The sequence below is a fragment of the Nonomuraea sp. NPDC001699 genome (assembly GCF_053596455.1).
In genome coordinates this window covers 992,854-1,007,787 of the sequence record NZ_JBSFGF010000002.1, presented here as the reverse complement: position 1 = coordinate 1,007,787, position 14,934 = coordinate 992,854, and the positions used below count along the sequence as shown (strand labels likewise).

14 protein-coding genes are annotated in these 14,934 nt (G+C 72.9%); 7 read left to right on the top strand and 7 right to left on the bottom strand.

Features of this window, described 5'->3' with window-relative positions:
- The coding region (locus ACWCSU_RS10250) for an MBL fold metallo-hydrolase (protein WP_449934756.1) at positions 1-542 on the top strand (542 nt) is incomplete at its 5' end.
- Position 543: 1 nt separating this feature from the next.
- Here the strand turns inward: ACWCSU_RS10250 and ACWCSU_RS10245 are convergent.
- From ACWCSU_RS10245 to ACWCSU_RS10225, 5 genes are all read right to left on the bottom strand, one after another.
- The gene (locus ACWCSU_RS10245; protein WP_449934755.1) at positions 544-2,595 is read right to left on the bottom strand and encodes an iron ABC transporter permease; all 2,052 of its coding nucleotides are present in this window, start codon (positions 2,593-2,595) and stop codon (positions 544-546) included.
- Complete coding sequence (locus ACWCSU_RS10240; RefSeq protein ID WP_449934754.1) at positions 2,592-3,572, bottom strand: ABC transporter substrate-binding protein; 981 nt, start codon at positions 3,570-3,572, stop codon at positions 2,592-2,594. The genes ACWCSU_RS10245 and ACWCSU_RS10240 overlap by 4 nt, the downstream gene beginning before the upstream one ends.
- A gap of 8 nt (positions 3,573-3,580) precedes the next feature.
- The gene (locus ACWCSU_RS10235; RefSeq protein ID WP_449934753.1) at positions 3,581-4,411 is read right to left on the bottom strand and encodes an ABC transporter ATP-binding protein; all 831 of its coding nucleotides are present in this window, start codon (positions 4,409-4,411) and stop codon (positions 3,581-3,583) included.
- Between the two features lie 7 nt (positions 4,412-4,418).
- Positions 4,419-5,312, bottom strand: coding sequence for a siderophore-interacting protein (locus ACWCSU_RS10230; RefSeq protein WP_449934752.1), 894 nt, complete (start codon positions 5,310-5,312; stop codon positions 4,419-4,421).
- Between the two features lie 76 nt (positions 5,313-5,388).
- Positions 5,389-6,315, bottom strand: a complete 927-nt coding sequence (locus ACWCSU_RS10225; protein WP_449934751.1) for a phosphotransferase family protein — start codon at positions 6,313-6,315, stop codon at positions 5,389-5,391.
- Between the two features lie 78 nt (positions 6,316-6,393).
- On the opposite strand from ACWCSU_RS10225, the gene ACWCSU_RS10220 reads away from it, so the two are divergent.
- Positions 6,394-7,359 carry a DUF2332 domain-containing protein gene (locus ACWCSU_RS10220; protein WP_449934750.1) on the top strand — a complete coding sequence of 322 codons (966 nt, stop codon included), beginning with the start codon at positions 6,394-6,396 and terminating at the stop codon, positions 7,357-7,359.
- A 22-nt stretch (positions 7,360-7,381) separates the two neighbouring features.
- On the opposite strand, the gene ACWCSU_RS10215 is transcribed toward ACWCSU_RS10220, so the two are convergent.
- On the bottom strand, positions 7,382-8,566 hold the full coding sequence (locus tag ACWCSU_RS10215) for an MFS transporter (protein WP_449934749.1): 1,185 nt from the start codon (positions 8,564-8,566) through the stop codon (positions 7,382-7,384).
- A gap of 107 nt (positions 8,567-8,673) precedes the next feature.
- Between ACWCSU_RS10215 and ACWCSU_RS10210 the strand changes: the two genes are divergently transcribed.
- From ACWCSU_RS10210 to ACWCSU_RS10200, 3 genes are all read left to right on the top strand, one after another.
- Positions 8,674-9,003, top strand: coding sequence for an ArsR/SmtB family transcription factor (locus ACWCSU_RS10210; protein WP_449934748.1), 330 nt, complete (start codon positions 8,674-8,676; stop codon positions 9,001-9,003).
- 86 nt (positions 9,004-9,089) lie between these two features.
- Positions 9,090-10,562 (top strand): Ig-like domain-containing protein, encoded by a 1,473-nt coding sequence (locus ACWCSU_RS10205; RefSeq protein WP_449934747.1) that lies wholly within the window; start codon positions 9,090-9,092, stop codon positions 10,560-10,562.
- 111 nt (positions 10,563-10,673) lie between these two features.
- The gene (locus ACWCSU_RS10200; protein WP_449934746.1) at positions 10,674-11,324 is read left to right on the top strand and encodes a hypothetical protein; all 651 of its coding nucleotides are present in this window, start codon (positions 10,674-10,676) and stop codon (positions 11,322-11,324) included.
- A 48-nt stretch (positions 11,325-11,372) separates the two neighbouring features.
- Here ACWCSU_RS10200 and pdxR read toward each other — a convergent pair whose 3' ends face one another.
- Positions 11,373-12,863 (bottom strand): MocR-like pyridoxine biosynthesis transcription factor PdxR, encoded by a 1,491-nt coding sequence (gene pdxR, locus ACWCSU_RS10195; RefSeq protein ID WP_449934745.1) that lies wholly within the window; start codon positions 12,861-12,863, stop codon positions 11,373-11,375.
- Positions 12,864-12,933: 70 nt separating this feature from the next.
- Between pdxR and ACWCSU_RS10190 the strand changes: the two genes are divergently transcribed.
- The gene (locus ACWCSU_RS10190; protein ID WP_449934744.1) at positions 12,934-13,386 is read left to right on the top strand and encodes a carboxymuconolactone decarboxylase family protein; all 453 of its coding nucleotides are present in this window, start codon (positions 12,934-12,936) and stop codon (positions 13,384-13,386) included.
- Positions 13,387-13,553: 167 nt separating this feature from the next.
- Entirely contained in the window at positions 13,554-14,750 is a 1,197-nt protein-coding gene (locus ACWCSU_RS10185) for an MFS transporter (protein WP_449934743.1), read from the top strand.
- The last annotated feature ends 184 nt before the right edge of the window (positions 14,751-14,934 follow it).

Below are 14,934 nucleotides of genomic sequence, written 5' to 3'. Positions count from 1 at the left end.
TCGCCGAACGGCTGCGAAGCGCCCACGGCGTGCCGGTGTTCGTGCACGCCGCCGACGCCGTCCGCACCCGTACCGGGGAGAAGCCCAAGGTCGCGGCCGGGCCCATGCGTCTCGGGCCGACGCTCGGGTTCTTCTCCTACTCCGTCCGCAAGAACGGCCTGCGCCCTCGCTACGTCGGCGAAGTCACCGAGATCGGTGACGGCGACGTCCTGGACCTGCCCGGGAGCCCGGTGATCGTGGGCATGCCGGGACACTCCCCGGGCAGCGTGGCGGTGCACGTCCCGCTCGCCGACGCCGTCTTCGTCGGGGACGCCCTCACCACGCGCCACGTCCTCACCGGACGCGAAGGCCCCCAACCGGCGCCCTTCACCGACGACCCCGCCGAAGCCCTCGACTCCCTCGACCGGATCGCCGGACTGCCGGCGTCCTGGGTGCTCCCCGGCCACGGCGCCCCCTGGCGCACCTCGCCGGACCGGGTGCGCCAGGCAGTTCAGCCGGGCCCGGTGCGCCAGGCAGTTCAGCCGGGCCCCTTTACAACGTAGATCACGTAGCGGAGGCGGCGCGCGAGCGCCAGAGCAACCACACGAAGTACGGCGTGCCGAGCAGCGCGGTGACCAGCCCGGCCGGCACCTGGGCGGGTGCGATGACGGTACGGCCCAGCGTGTCGGCCAGGCTCACCAGCACCGCCCCGAGCACCGCCGCGGCGGGCAGGAGCCGGACGTGCCCGCCGCCGACGAGCGCGCGGGCGGCGTGCGGGGCGACGAGCCCGACGAACCCCACCACGCCGACGGCCGAGACCGCGGTGGAGGTGAGGAGCACGGCGCCGCCCAGCGCCAGCAGCCGCACGGGTTCGAGCGGCACGCCGAGCACCCGGGGCGTGTCCTCGTCCAGCGCGAGCAGGTCGAGGTCGCGCCGCAGCCACAGAGCCAGTGGCAGGAAGAGCGCGAGCGCCACGGCGACCGGCAGGAGCTGGGCGGGGACCCGTCCGTAGGTGGAACCGGAGAGCCAGGTGAGCGCCTTGGCGGTGTTCCACGGGTCGGACCTGACGATGATCAGCACGGTGACCGCGTTGAACAGCGCGTGCGCGCCGATGCCCATGAGCACGAGCCGGTCGGAGCTGAGCCCGCCGCGCCAGGCCAGCAGGTAGACCAGGGCGAAGGCGGCGAGCGCGCCGAGCCCGGCGGCGCCGGACACCGCGGCGATCCCGGCCATGGGCACGAGGGTGAGCGTCGCGACGGCCGCAGCGCCGGCGCCCGCGGTGATGCCGAGCACGCCCGGTTCTGCCAGCGGGTTGCGGGAGACGGCCTGGAAGGCGGCGCCGGAGACGGCGAGCGCCGCACCGGCCAGGACCGCCGCGGCGACGCGGGGCCAGCGCTGATCGAGCACGTACGTCAGCGCCTTGCCGGTCCTGCCCTGCAGCCAGTTGGCGACGTCGCCGAGCAGCAGCCAGGTGTCGCCGCCGAGCAGGCCCAGCACGACGGCGCCGGCCAGCAGCGCCGTACCGGACAGGAGGATCACCGCGAAGGCGGCGCGGCCGGGGTCGGCGGTGCGGACGGTCGGCGGCTGCCTGGTCGGGCCGGCGTCGCGGTGCCGGCGGGCCAGCCACAGGAGCACGCCCGCGCCCAGCATCGCGGTCACCACGCCCGGCGGCACGTCCACCCCGGCCTGCGCGCCGAGCACGAAGCGCAGCGCGAGGTCGGAGGCGAGCAGGATGACCACGCCGGCCAGCGCCGAGAGCGGCACCAGGGCGCGGTGCCGGCTCAGCTCGGGCAGCCGCCGGGCCATCAGGCGGACGATGACCGGCGCGCACAGGCCGACGAAGCCGACGGGCCCGGCGACGGTGACCGCGGCGGCCGAGAGCAGGACGGCGAGCACGATGACGGTCAGCCGCAGCCGCCGGACGTCGACGCCCAGCACCGTCGCGGTGTCGTCGCCCAGGCCGAGGATGTCGAGACGGGAGCCGAGGGCGACGGCCGCCCCGATCGCCGGCACGACGACCAGGGCCATCTGGGTGACGCCGCCGAGGTCGCTCTGGACGAGCGAGCCGCTGCCCCAGGCGAACAGGCCGGTGTTCTCCTCCTGGAAGAGGATCATGAGCAGGGTGGTCATCGACTGCAGGGCCAGCGCGGTCGCGGAGCCGGCGAGGATCAGCCGGGTGGTACCGGTCCTGCCGCCCGCCGACAGGGCGAGCACCAGGGCGGCGGCGGCCAGGCCGCCGAGGAAGGACAGGCCGCCGGACAGGAAGGCCGGCAGGCTCAGGCCGAAGGTGGCGGCCAGCACGACCGCCAAGTAGGCGCCGTTGCTGACGGCGAGGGTGTCGGGCGAGGCCAGCGGGTTGCGGGCGACCGACTGCAGCAGCGCGCCCGCCGCGCCGAGCGCGACGCCGACGCTGACCGCCGCCAGCAGGCGCGGCAGCCGGGAGGCGACCAGCACGTTCATCGCCTGGTCGTCGAGGGCGAACAGGTCGGTGTCGGAGGTGCCCTGCGTCAGGTGCAGCGCGGCGAGGGCCGCGATGACGGCCAAGGTCACGAGGAAGGCCCCCGCGACGCCGAGCCTGCGCAGCGGCGTCGTGGGGGCCTCGACTGCGGTGATCACCCGGTGTAGGCCTTCACCAGGGCGTCGGCGTACTGCCGGCACGACAGGGGGCCGCCGAAGGTCCAGATGCCGTCGGGGAGTTTGGTGACGCGGTTCTGCTTGACGAAGCTCAGCGACTTCCACAGGGCGTTGCCGGCCAGGTCGGCGAAGACGTCGGCGCCGTCGGAGGCGTTGTAGAAGAAGCGCAGGTTCTCGTCCTTGACGGCGGTCATGCCCTCGATGTCGGTGCTGCCGAGGCCCCACTGCTCGTCGACCTCGCCGGTCCAGGCGTTGGCCAGGCCGAGCCGCTCGGCCACGTCGGAGACCAGCGAGCCCTTGCCGAACGGGCGGATGGAGATCTTGCTGCCGTCCTTCCAGCCGTCGGCCATCATGAACTTCTCCCCGGCCGAGCCGGAGGCGGCGATCTTGGCCCTGCCCTCGGCCATCGCGGCGTCGAAGTCGGCCATCACCTTGGTCGCCTGCTCCGTCCGGCCGACGGCGGTGGCGAGCAGGGTGAGGTCGTCGCGCAGGCGGGTGAGGTTCGCGGCGGCGTCGCTGCCCTTGGCGACGATGACCGGGGCGATCTTCTCCAACTGGCCGATGAGCCCGGAGTCGTCGGACTCCATGACGACGAGGTCCGGCTGGAGGGCGGCGATGGAGTCGACGCTGGGCTCCTGGCGGGTGCCGACGTCCTTGACGGAGGCGTCGAGCGGGGCCGCGGTGACCCAGGTGCCGTACCCCTTGACGTCGGCCGCGCCGACCGGCTGGACCCCGAGCGCGACCAGCATCTCGACCTCGCCCCATTCCAGGCCGACGACGCGGGTCGCGGGCCGGTCGAGGGTGACCTGCTTGCCGCGGGCGTCGGTCACGGTGACCGGGACGGCGGCACCGGCCGACGGCTCCTGAGCCGCGGGGGACGCGGGGGCCGCAGGAGCCTCGGTGGTGCCGCAGGCGGTCAGCAGCAGCATGGCGGCCATGACCGCCGGGAGGGAACGCATGGGATCTTTCAGCCTTTCATCGCCAGATGGCGGCCCAGCGGCCTGGTGCGGACCAGTCCGGTGAGGGAATCGATCGTGGCCTCGACGCGGATGCCGTAGGCCTCGGTGAGCAGGTCCTCGGTGAGCACCTCGTGCGGCGCGCCGTCGGCGCGGACCCGGCCGCCCTGGAGGAGCACGACCCGGTCCGCGATCTCGGCGGCCTGGTTGAGGTCGTGCAGGACGACGCCGACGGCCACCCCGTGCCGGTCGGCGAGGTCGCGCACGAGTTCGAGCAGTTCGACCTGGTAGCGCAGGTCGAGGAAGGTGGTGGGCTCGTCGAGCAGGAGCACGCCGGCGTCCTGGGCGAGGCAGGTGGCCAGCCACACGCGCTGCATCTCGCCGCCGGACAGCTCGTCGACGGGGCGTCCCGCCATGGCGCTGACGCCGGTCAGCTCCATGGCGTGCTCGATCGCCGCCGGTCCGCCGGGGTCGCCCGCGCGCCAGCGGCCGCGGTGGGGGTGGCGGCCGTAGCCGACGACGTCCTTGACGCGTACGCCGGTCGGGGTGGGGCGGCTCTGCGCCAGCAGCGTCACCCGGCAGGCGAAGTCGCGGGCGGACAGGGCCAGGGCGTCGGCGCCGCCGGCCAGCCGTACCTCGCCGGAGTCGGGGCGGTGCAGCCGGGCCAGGGCGCGCAGCAGGGTGGACTTGCCGCTGCCGTTCGGGCCGACCAGGGCGGTGACGGCGCCGGTGGCCAGGCTGATGCAGGCGTCGTCGACGACGGGGCGGCCCGCGTAGCCGAGGCACAGTCCGGTGCCGGTGAGCGCGTGGTCGGAGCGGCCTGGGAGCAAGAGGTCGGTCACGGCGGGCTCACGCGTCCTCGGAGCGGCCCTGGCGCCAGTAGCCCATGAAGGCCACGGCCTTGCGGTCCATGCCGCGTTCGGAGACGAGGTGGCGGCGCAGGCGTTTGATCACGGCCGCCTCGCCGGCCAGCCAGGCGTAGCAGGGGCTGTCGCCGTCCTCGGGGACCTCCCAGAGGATCTCGGTGTCGACGTCGACCTCCTCGGGCTCGACGCCTGCCGCGCCCGCGGGCAGGAGCCTGGCGGCGGCCTCCGCGACGGCGGGTTCCAGGCGGGCGCCCCAGGGGGCGTCGCCGCGGGCGAGCCAGGTGACCTTCACGCCCGACCCGGTGACGACCGGCAGGACGTCCTCCTCGTGCGGCACCTCCAGCAGGGCCTCGCCGGTGACGTGGGCGGGCAGGCGTTCCAGGATGCCGACGATCGCGGGGACGGCGGTCTCGTCCCCGGCGAGCAGCACGTTGCCGAAACCGGCGGGCGGCCGGAACTCCAGGCCGCCGTGGAAGCCGTCGTGGAGGCCGTTCGGGCCGAAAAGAGCCGCCTGGGAGCCGGGTGCGGCGGCGGCGATCCAGCGGGCGGCCGGTCCGGCGGGTCCGGCGCAGTCGTCGTGCAGGACGACGTCGATGTCGACCTCGGCGGCCTCGGGCCGGACCGCGCGGACGGTGTAGGTGCGCAGCGGGTTGCGCTCGTCGCCCTGGGCGTACCACTGCTTGAACCAGTCGGCGCCGCGCGGGAAGCGTGTCACGCCCGCGCCGGGGATCGGCAGGACCAGCTTGATGCGCTGGTCGTACCCGTTGTCGGCGAACTCGTGCAGATCATCCCCTGTGAAGGTCACGCGGAGAAACGACGGGCTCAGCCGCCGCAGGCCTCGAACCTGGACATCGAAGGCACGAAAAGGGTCAACCACCACAGGGCTCCTTACTTAGGTTAGGCTAACCTACATTGAATTCCCCGATCGGGGAACCAGGAGCTCCGGCGGGCCGTCAGGACAGATCGGCCCAAGGAGCGGGTGGAGCCGAGGCGAAGAAGCGGAGCAGGCCGAGGAGCCGGCTGGCCGGAGGGGCGGTCCAGTGGCGTTCGCCCGGACGCGGGACGGGGTCCTTCAGGCGTCCCAGCGCCCAGGTGAGGTGGCACCACAACACGCGGGCTTCCCAGGTCGTCGAGCTCTCCTGGCCGGTTTCCCGTCGATAGCCGTCGAGCATGGCCGGGACGCCGGTGAGGGGCATCTTGGCGAAGTCGGCAGCGGGGTCGGCCCATTCGGCGTCGCCCCAATCGACGATCCCGTTGAGCTGGGCCGTCTCCGGGGCGACGAGCAGGTTCTGAGGAGCGATGTCGCCGTGGATCAGGACCGTCGGCGCAGTCGGGGGGAGATGTGCTGAGAGCCGGTCGAGCCATCCAGTGAGCCAGCGGGCGGTCTCGGCGTCGATCCAGCCGTCCTCGGCGAGGCCGTCGGTGAGCGCCCAGGGGTCCGCGGCGCCGTCGTCCGCGGGGACGCCGGCAAGGGCCGGTGCGGTGTCCGGCGTGAGCCGATGCAGTCTGCCCAGCTCGCGCCCGACCTGCCGGTGGAGACGTTCGGTGTCCGCGTCGGACAGTTCAAGGCGCGCGAGATCCATTCCCCGCGTCCGGGTGAGCACCATGTACGGGACGTCCACCGCCGAGCAGGTGTCGTCGAAGGCGACGATCTCCGGAGTGCGCACACCGGCGCGCAGGGCGTACGGGATGACCGCGGCCTCCTTGACCAGGTCCGGAAGGAACTGCTCGGCCCGTGGGACACGCAGGACCAGGTCGTCCCCGAGAAGGAAGACCTGGTTGGCCACCCCCTGCGGGAGGGGCCGTACGTGCTCGGCGGTGGTCCCGAGCAGGCCGGCGATGGCGGCCAGGGTCGCGTCACTGGTTTCGTATCCCGACATGATCAATCATGCTGACACGGACGGTCAGGAACTGTGCGTCCTGCCCGCCCCAGGGAGAGGTGGATCATCGTGCACGGGATGGCCGAAACGACCACGGCGGAGCGGTACCGGACGTTCGGGGAGATGGAGGCACGGGGTCACTCCCCCAGCTACGAGCGGCTGTGCGCCGGCGTCGCCGCCGACCCCGAACTCCTGGCCCTGGCCGATACGCTGCCCGCGGCCAAGCGGCAACCCAACCTCCTGTTCGGCGCGGTCCGCTTCCTCGGCGGCCCGGTGCATGATCTCGGGGCGTTCCGCGCCTGGGTGCTCGACCATTGGACGGAGGTCAGCACCGCGATGCTGTCCCGCAGCACCCAGACCAACGAGCCGGGCCGGTGTGCGACGCTGCTGCCGCTGCTGGCACGCCTGCCGCAGCCGCTGGCGTTGATCGAGGTCGGCGCCTCGGCCGGGCTGTGCCTGTACCCGGACCGGTACGCCTACCGCTTCGACGACCGGCCCGTCCTGGGTCCGGCCGGCCCGGTCGTCCTGACCTGCCGGACCAGCGGAGCGGTGCCGGTCCCGCAGCAGGTGCCGTCGGTGGTGTGGCGGGCCGGGATCGACCTGAACCCCCTCGACGTCGCCGATGCCGACCAGTTGCGCTGGCTGGAGGCGCTGGTCTGGCCGGAGCAGCACGATCGGCTGGTACGGCTGCGCGCCGCGGCGCGGATCGCGCGCGCCGAACCTCCCCACCTCGTGCGGGGTGATCTGAACGCCGGCATCGCCGACCTGGCCGGGCAGGCCCCGCCGGACGCCACGCTGGTCGTGTTCCACAGCGCGGTGCTGGCCTACCTGCCGCAGGACGAACGCGATCGGTTCGTCCGGACGATGCGCGGCCTGCCCGCCCGGTGGATCTCCAACGAGGCGCCCGGCGTACTGCCCGGCGTGGCCGCTCGGCCCCCCCGGAGCCCGTCGACCGACCGTGGCGCGTTCGTCCTGGCCCTGGACGAGGAGCCGGTCGCCTTCACCGGACCGCACGGCCAGTTCCTGGACTGGTTGCCGGAGTGACACCCTTGCGGCGGCGGAGGCGTCACGCCTCGGCCTTCTCCGGGGCGGAGGGAGCCGGCCGAGGCGCCGCGGACGCGCGGCGGCGGGCGGTCGTCAGATGGTGGAGCAGCGCCAGGGTCGTGACACCGGCGGCCGGCAGCCCCAGCGCGGCGGGCACGACGGCGAACCACTCCTGGACCAGCCCGCCCAGTCCGCCACCGAGAGCGATCCCGAGGTAGATGGCCGAGGAGTTGAGGCCGAGCAGAACCGGCGCCGCGGCCGGGCCGAGCGCGATGAGCCGGTGCTGTTGCGGAACGACGACAACGCCCAGGGCCGCGCCCCAGACCGCGGCCCACACCAGGGTGGACGCCAGCGTGGCGGTCGCCACCGAAGTGAGCGCGAGGGCGACGGCGGCGACGACGAGGGGACCGGTCAGCACGTGCGCGGGGTCGTGCCGGTCGACCAGCCGCCCGGCGACGATGTTCCCGGCCAGGACGCCGATCCCCCAGGCCAGCAGCACGACGGCGAGCAGCGGTCCGGAGCCACCGGTCGCCTCCTGAAGCGCCGGGCCGATGTAGGTGTAGAGGGTGTAGGCGCCGAGGAAGACCAGCGTGGTGACGGCCAGCAGCGCGAGGACCCGGCCCTGCCCGAGCGGGCGCAGCCGGTCGCCCAGCGAGGCCGCGGGGAGCGTCACCTTGGGCAGGCCGGCGGCGATGCCGAGGGCCGCGACGAGGCCGATCCCGGCGACCGCCCACAGGGTGAGGTGCCAGTCGGTACGGCCGATCAGCGTGCCGAGAGGAAGGCCCAGCGCCGTGGCCGACGTGAGGCCGCCCAGCACGAAGGCCAGGGCCCTGCCTCGGCGTTCCGGGGCCGCGATGGCCCCGGCGGTGCTGGAGGCGGCGGAGTTGATCATGCCGGCCCCGACCGCGGTGACGACACGGGCGATCATCACCACGCCGTAACCGGTGCCCAGGGCGGTGGCGGCGTTGCCGGCCACGAAGACGCCCAACGCGATCAGCAGCGCGGTCCGCCTGTCCAGCCCACTGGTGAGCGCGCCCATGACGGGCGCGGACAGGGCCATCACCAGGGCGAACACCGTCACCAACTGCCCCGCGGCGGGGGTCGAGACCCGCAGGTCGGCGGCTATGGCCGGAAGCAGGCCCGCGATGACGTAGCTGTCGGTGCCGACGGCGAAGGTCGCCAGGGCCAGGGGAAGCAGTCGTTTCAACACCGGGTGGTGCCGCCTTTCCAGAGGAACCTCGGAAGCAACGAGGGGAACCTTAGGCAATATATGGATGCTTGTCCATGTATCCATATGTTGGTAGCGTGGCGGCCATGCGTGAGGTGTCACAACCGGCGACCGAGGCCATCCGACTGGTGGAGGTGCTGCGCGCCCTGGCCGATCCGGTACGGCTCGACCTCGTCATGCGGCTCGACCGGATGGGCGAGGACTTCTGCAACGCGATCGGCGCCGAGATCGACGTGCACCAGACGACGCTGTCGCACCACTACCGGGTGCTGCGCGAGGCCGGCGTCACCTGGACGAAGGTGCAGGGCCGGTCCCGGCTGGTCCGGCTGCGCCGGGAGGATCTCGACGCGCTGTTCCCCGGCCTGCTCGACTCCGTACTGGGCACACAACGCCGAACCCGCGACACCACGTCCTGAACCCGCTTGAGGTGAGCAAGGAACCCCTTGCGCCTTTGTGCGATCACAGATAGTTATTTGCCAACTACTCAAAGTAAGGATGGCAAGTGACCCCCACATCGCGTCCCCGACGCCGCCTCGCCTCCCGCGTCAAGATCATGGCGACGGCGACCCTCACCGGAGCCCTCCTGCTCCCCCTGTTCGCCGCGACCTCCCCGGCGCAGGCCGCCGCCGCGCCGCCCCGAGTCGTCCACCAGGCCGCCGGTCCCTGCGTCCGGCACGGCCAGGCCAACTACCCCGTCGAGTACTACTGGAAGAACGCGCTCGGCTGGCGGCTCGGCAGCGGGACCATCTCGGTCACCACCTCGCCCAGTCTGTGGGGCGGCCAGATCGCACCGGGCAGCACCTTCACCCTCACCCTGCGGCACCAGACCGCGCAGTGGCCGGCCCTGGTCCGCACCTACACCACCATGTGGGACGTGTCGTCCCTGCTGGCCAGCGCCACCGTCGTGGGATCGGTCAGCAACGGCACCCTCAGCGGCAACACCCTGAGCGTCCAGTCGCCGGGCACCAAGACCGACCCGGGTCCGACCGTGATCACCTTCCGCGTCAACCCCGGCACCGTCGGACGCAGCATGACCATCCGGCCGAGCGGCATCAGCAGCGTCATCGCCTTCCCCGGCCAGCTCGGCAACAACACCGCGGCCCCGCCCATCCAGATCGTCAGCGGGAACTCCATCTCGCCCACCAACGCCGCCGACGACACCGCCGCCACCACCGACGACACGCCCGTCACCGTGCCCGTCCTGGCCAACGACACCGGGACGGCCCCGACGATCAGCGCCGTCACCCAGCCCGCCTACGGCAAGGTGACCATCTCGGGGGACAAGGTGATCTACACCCCGGACAAGGACCGCGCCGGCACCGACACCTTCACGTACACCATCGAGACCGCCTGCGGCACCAGCACCGCCACGGTCACCGTCACCGTCGAGTGCACCCGCGAGCCCATCAACCTGGTCAACGGCAGCTTCGAGACGCCCGCCGTCGCCCGCTACGACTGGGACATCCCCGACGCCTCCACCAACCCCGCCGTCGGCTGGCACACCACCGCCTCCGACCGGAAGCTGGAGTTCTGGAACAGCGCCAGCGGCGTCCCGGCCGCCGACGGCCGGCAGTTCGCCGAACTGAACGCCAACGAGGCCTCCACCCTCTACCAGGACGTCCCCACCGTCCCCGGCACCGTGATGACCTGGTCGCTCTACCACCGCGGCCGCCTGGGCACCGACGTCATGCAGGTGCTCATCGGCGCCCCGACCGCCACCACCCCCCAGAACCCGGACGGGGCCGCCTCCCCCGACATCTCCGACGACAACAACGCCTGGGGCCACTACACCGGCACCTACGTCGTCCCCGCCGGTCAGACCGTCACCCGATTCGCCTTCGAGTCGGTCTCGGCGGCAGGCGGAAGGCCGACATTCGGCAACTTCCTGGACGGCGTCGTCTTCCAGACCCCGTCCTGCCTCCCCATGAACGGCGACGCCGCCTCAAGGAACGCCACCAAGGCACACCGGCGGTAGGGCTCAGGCCCGCCCCCTCTATCCCGGACCGCGACAGAGGGGGCGGGCCCGCGTGGGCGCCACCCCCTGCCGGTGGTGGCCGGATGAGGCCACGTGAGGGCGATGTTTACGGTGATCTTTCCCCGAGGCCGTCCAGTGGGGGCCCAGGGCGGCTGCACCTACAAGGGCGCCCTGGCCGACATGCCCAGGTGGAGCCGGGGGAACGCGCCCTCGGACATGCGCGGCGACTTCGACCACGCCGTGATGATCGACTCACCGGACCAGCTGCAGGACGAGACCTTGTTCATCAAGGGCGACAAGGCGATGATCTTCCACTGGCCCCTCGGTCCCAGGATCGTCGGCACCTGGGCCCAGGTGCCGTCCGGGCTCGACTCCCTGCCTGACGTGTACAAGAAGCCCGTGCGGCCCGGCGAACTGACCGTCCAGCCCACGAAGCCACCGCAGAAGACACCGCCGCCCCCCGCCAAGAGCTCCCTCACCACCGCCACGCCCACCGTGGCCAAGGGGGCGCCCCTGACGGTGCGCTACTCCACCCCGGCGAACACCGTCAGCGGCAAGAACTGGGTCGGCGTCTACCCCGACAACAACGGCGCGACCATCGCGAAGGAGGAGTCCTTCGTCTGGACGTACACGCCCGACGCCAGCAGCAGCGCCGCCCTGGACACCGGCAAGGTGCCCGGACCGGGCTCCCACGCGGCCTGGTACTTCCACGACGACGGCTACACCATCCTGGCCGGCCCGGTCGTCTTCACCGCGACCTGAGCCGGTCACGGCGCGGGGACCCGGCCGAGCAGTCACCGGGTCCCCGCGTCATGTGCTTTCCGGCGTCCTCACCGCCCCGGCTCCCGTCGATCCCGCCCCGGGCACGCCGGCCTCTGCCCCCATGGACCGGAACGGCCGATCTTCGTCGACCTCGGTGTCACCGGGGTCGGGCAGGGCCAGGCACAGGGCGTCCAGCGCGGCGGCGAACGCGTGCTCAGCCGGTGTGCCGTACCCGATGACCAGGCCGTCGCGGGCCGGCATGGCGCTGTCCGGATGCCGGTAGGGACCCAGGCCGTCCAGGGCGAGGCCGAGACGGCGGGCGGCGCGCAGGGTGGCCTCCTCCGTACCGGCGGGAAGGTCGAGCACGGCGTGCAGGCCCGCGGCGATGCCGCTGACGGTGATGTGCGGGGCGCGCTCGGCGAGCGTGGCCGTGAGCAGGCTCCGGCGGCGCCGGTAGATCGCGCGCATACGGCGCAGCTGGCGGTCGTAGGCACCGCCGACGATGAAGTCGGCCAGGGTGAGCTGGTCGGTGACGCCCGACCAGAACTCGCGCGCGCCCTTGGCGGCGAGCACGTCGTCCACCAGCCGGGTGGGCAGCGCCATCCAGCCGAGCCGCAGCGAGGGAGACAGGCTCTTGCTGGTCGAGCCGAAGTAGACGACCCGGTCGGGGTCGAGCCCCTGCACGGCGCCGACCGGTTCGCGGTCGTAGCGGAACTCGCCGTCGTAGTCGTCCTCCAGCACCAGGCCGCCCGTGGCGCGGGCCCAGTCGATGACCGCGGCCCGCCGCCGTGGGTGCAGCGCGCCTCCGGTGGGGTACTGGTGCGCCGGCGTCAGCAGGACCGCTCGCGCGTCCGTGGCGGGAAGGTCCTCGATCCGGGCGCCGTGGGCGTCCACGGTGAGCGGGACGGTGCTCAGCCCCGCCTCGGTCAGCAGAGAGCGGTGGAAGGCGAGGCCGTAGGACTCGACGGCGACCGGGCCGCGCAGCACCTGGCACACCAGCCGCAACCCGTGCGCGTAGCCCGAGCAGATCACGATGTGCCGCGCCGTGGTGCGCACACCTCTGGTGCGCGCCAGATAGTCCACCAGCGCCTGACGCACTTCGAGCCGGCCGCGGGGATCGCCGACGCCGAAGGCGTCGCTGGGCGCGGCGGTCAGCGCCCGACGGGCCGAGGCGGCCCAGGCCGAGCGGGGGAAGGCGGCCGCGTCGGGGGAACTGGGCATCAGGTCGTGGACGACCCGCGGGCGGGACGGACGCGCGGGAGCCCGCCACAGGTCCGGCTCCAGAGGCGCGGCGCGGTGCGCGACCTCGGTGCCCGAGCCCTGACGTGCGGTGAGCCAGCCTTCCTCGACGAGCTCGGCGTAGGCGGCGGCCACCGTGTTGCGGGCGATGCCCAGGTCGAGGGCGAGGGCGCGGTAGGGCGGCAACCGGGTGCCGGGGGCCAGCCGTCCCGAGCCGACGGCCTCGCGCAGGGCCCGCATCAGCCGCACGCGCGCGCCGCCGCTGCCGGTGAGCTCCAGATGCAGGTCGCTGCCGCTCACGAATTGGCCCAGAAAAGCGTCACGGGAATGCACCATACCGTGGGCCGATCACGCTCCTAGCGTGGTGCCCATGACGAACGTCGCCATCGCCGAACGAATGAACCTGTCGCGTGTCGCCCCCAAGGTCTTCAAGGCCGTGCTGGCCCTGGACGCCGTGGCCCGCGAAGGGCTGGACCCGGTGCTGGTCGAGCTGGTGCAGATCCGCGCCTCGCAGATCAACCGGTGCGCGTACTGCATCGACTACCACACCGGCGACGCCCGCCGGGCGGGTGAGAGCGAGGCGCGGATCTACCAGCTCAGCGCCTGGCAGGAGGCCGGCCTCTACACCGCGAAGGAGCGCGCCGCCCTGGCGCTGACGGAGGCGGTGACCCTGCTGCCGCAAGGAGTCGAGGACGAGGTGTACGACGAGGCCGCGCGGCACTTCGACGACAACGAACTGGCCCACCTCATCGCGCTGATCTTCACGGTCAACGCCTGGAACCGCATGAACGTGACCACGCGCAAGACCCCCGGCACCGAGTAGCCCCACCGCTTCCCCGCTTCCCCGCTTCCCCGCTTCCCCGCTTCCCCGCTTCCCCGCTTCCCCGCTTCCCCGCTTCCCCGCTTCCCCGCTTCCCCGCTTCCGGGCGGTGGCCGCCGCCCGCGTGGCCGCCGCCCGCGCCTTGACCACGCCCGGAAAGGCCCCCACCCATGACCACCATCGGCGCCAGGCCATCGGACGCGGCCCAGGGTCCCGGCCCGTCACCCGTCCGGGGCTGGTTCGCGATCCTCGCCGTCACGCTGGGCATCTTCGCCCTGATGACGTCCGAGCTGCTGCCCGTCGGACTGCTCACCCCCATCGGCACCGCCCTCGACCTGTCCGAGGGCACCACCGCGCTCATGGTCACCGTGCCCGGACTCGTCGCCGCCGTCGCGGCGCCGCTGGTCACCGTGGCCACCGCCCGGATCGACCGCCGCCTGGTGCTGGCCCTGCTGATCGGCATCGTGGGCGCGGCCAACCTCGCCTCCGCCTTCGCCACCAGCTTCGCCGTCGTCCTGCTGGCCCGCTTCCTGATCGGCATCAGCGTCGGCGGCTTCTGGTCCCTGGCCGGCAGCATCGCCCTGCGCCTGGTGCCCGAACGCCACGTCGCCCGCGCCACCGCGGTCGTCTTCGGCGGCGTCGAAACCGCGTCCGTGCTCGGCGTGCCCGCCGGCACCCTGGCCGGTGACCTCGCCGGCTGGCGCGCCGCGTTCGCCGCCGTCGGCGTGCTCGGCCTGATCTCGCTGGCCTGCATGGTCATCGTGATGCCGAAGGTGGCGCCGGAGCGCACCATGACGTTCGCGGACCTGCCGCGCGTGCTGCGCACCCACCGTGCCGTACGCACCGGCATCGCCATGACCTTCCTGGCCATCACCGGGCACTTCACCGCCTACACCTTCCTGCGGCCCATCCTCCAGGACGACGGCGTCGCCGACGGCATGATCAGTGTGCTGCTGCTCGTCTTCGGCGTCGCCGGCATCTGCGGCAACTTCCTCGCCGGCGCCCTGGTCACCACGCGCCTGCGCCAGACCGTGTGCGGCATCGGCCTGCTGCTCACCGCCGCCATGGCCGCCGTCGCGATCGGCAGCCACGACGTCCGGTCCGCGGCCGCGATCCTGGTCGTCTGGGGGCTGGCGTACGGCGCCGTCCCGGTCACCTTCCAGACCTGGATACTCAACGCCGCCCCCACCGCCACCGAGGCCGCGTCCTCCCTGTACGTCTCGACGTTCAACCTGTCCATCGCCCTCGGCGCCTTCGCGGGCGGCCTGGCGGTCGATGCCGCCGGCCCGGCGAGCGTCCTGTGGATCGGCGCCACCCTGACCCTCCTGGTACCACCACTCATCCTGGCCACACACCGCCGCCCATGACGGCCCGCACAGCAAGCCGTCGAGGCATCACCAGATTCCCAAGAGCGCCCAGTCTTCGGACAAGTTGAGCAGCCGAATGGGACAGCTCCCGTCACCCCTCGGACATGAGAGAAGGGGCTTCGGATGATCACTGGGATCGAACCAGTGACCCCTTCGGCGTGAAGGAACGCAGGCCAGTCTGAAC

What these genes read in the sequence shown, in the direction of transcription:
- ACWCSU_RS10220 (WP_449934750.1), top strand. Translation starts at nt 6,394, where the DNA reads ATGGCCGAAACGACCACGGCGGAGCGGTACCGGACGTTCGGGGAGATG.
- ACWCSU_RS10210 (WP_449934748.1), top strand. Translation starts at nt 8,674, where the DNA reads ATGCGTGAGGTGTCACAACCGGCGACCGAGGCCATCCGACTGGTGGAG.
- ACWCSU_RS10185 (WP_449934743.1), top strand. Translation starts at nt 13,554, where the DNA reads ATGACCACCATCGGCGCCAGGCCATCGGACGCGGCCCAGGGTCCCGGC.
- ACWCSU_RS10240 (WP_449934754.1), bottom strand. Translation starts at nt 3,572, where the DNA reads ATGCGTTCCCTCCCGGCGGTCATGGCCGCCATGCTGCTGCTGACCGCC.
- ACWCSU_RS10225 (WP_449934751.1), bottom strand. Translation starts at nt 6,315, where the DNA reads ATGTCGGGATACGAAACCAGTGACGCGACCCTGGCCGCCATCGCCGGC.
- ACWCSU_RS10190 (WP_449934744.1), top strand. Translation starts at nt 12,934, where the DNA reads ATGACGAACGTCGCCATCGCCGAACGAATGAACCTGTCGCGTGTCGCC.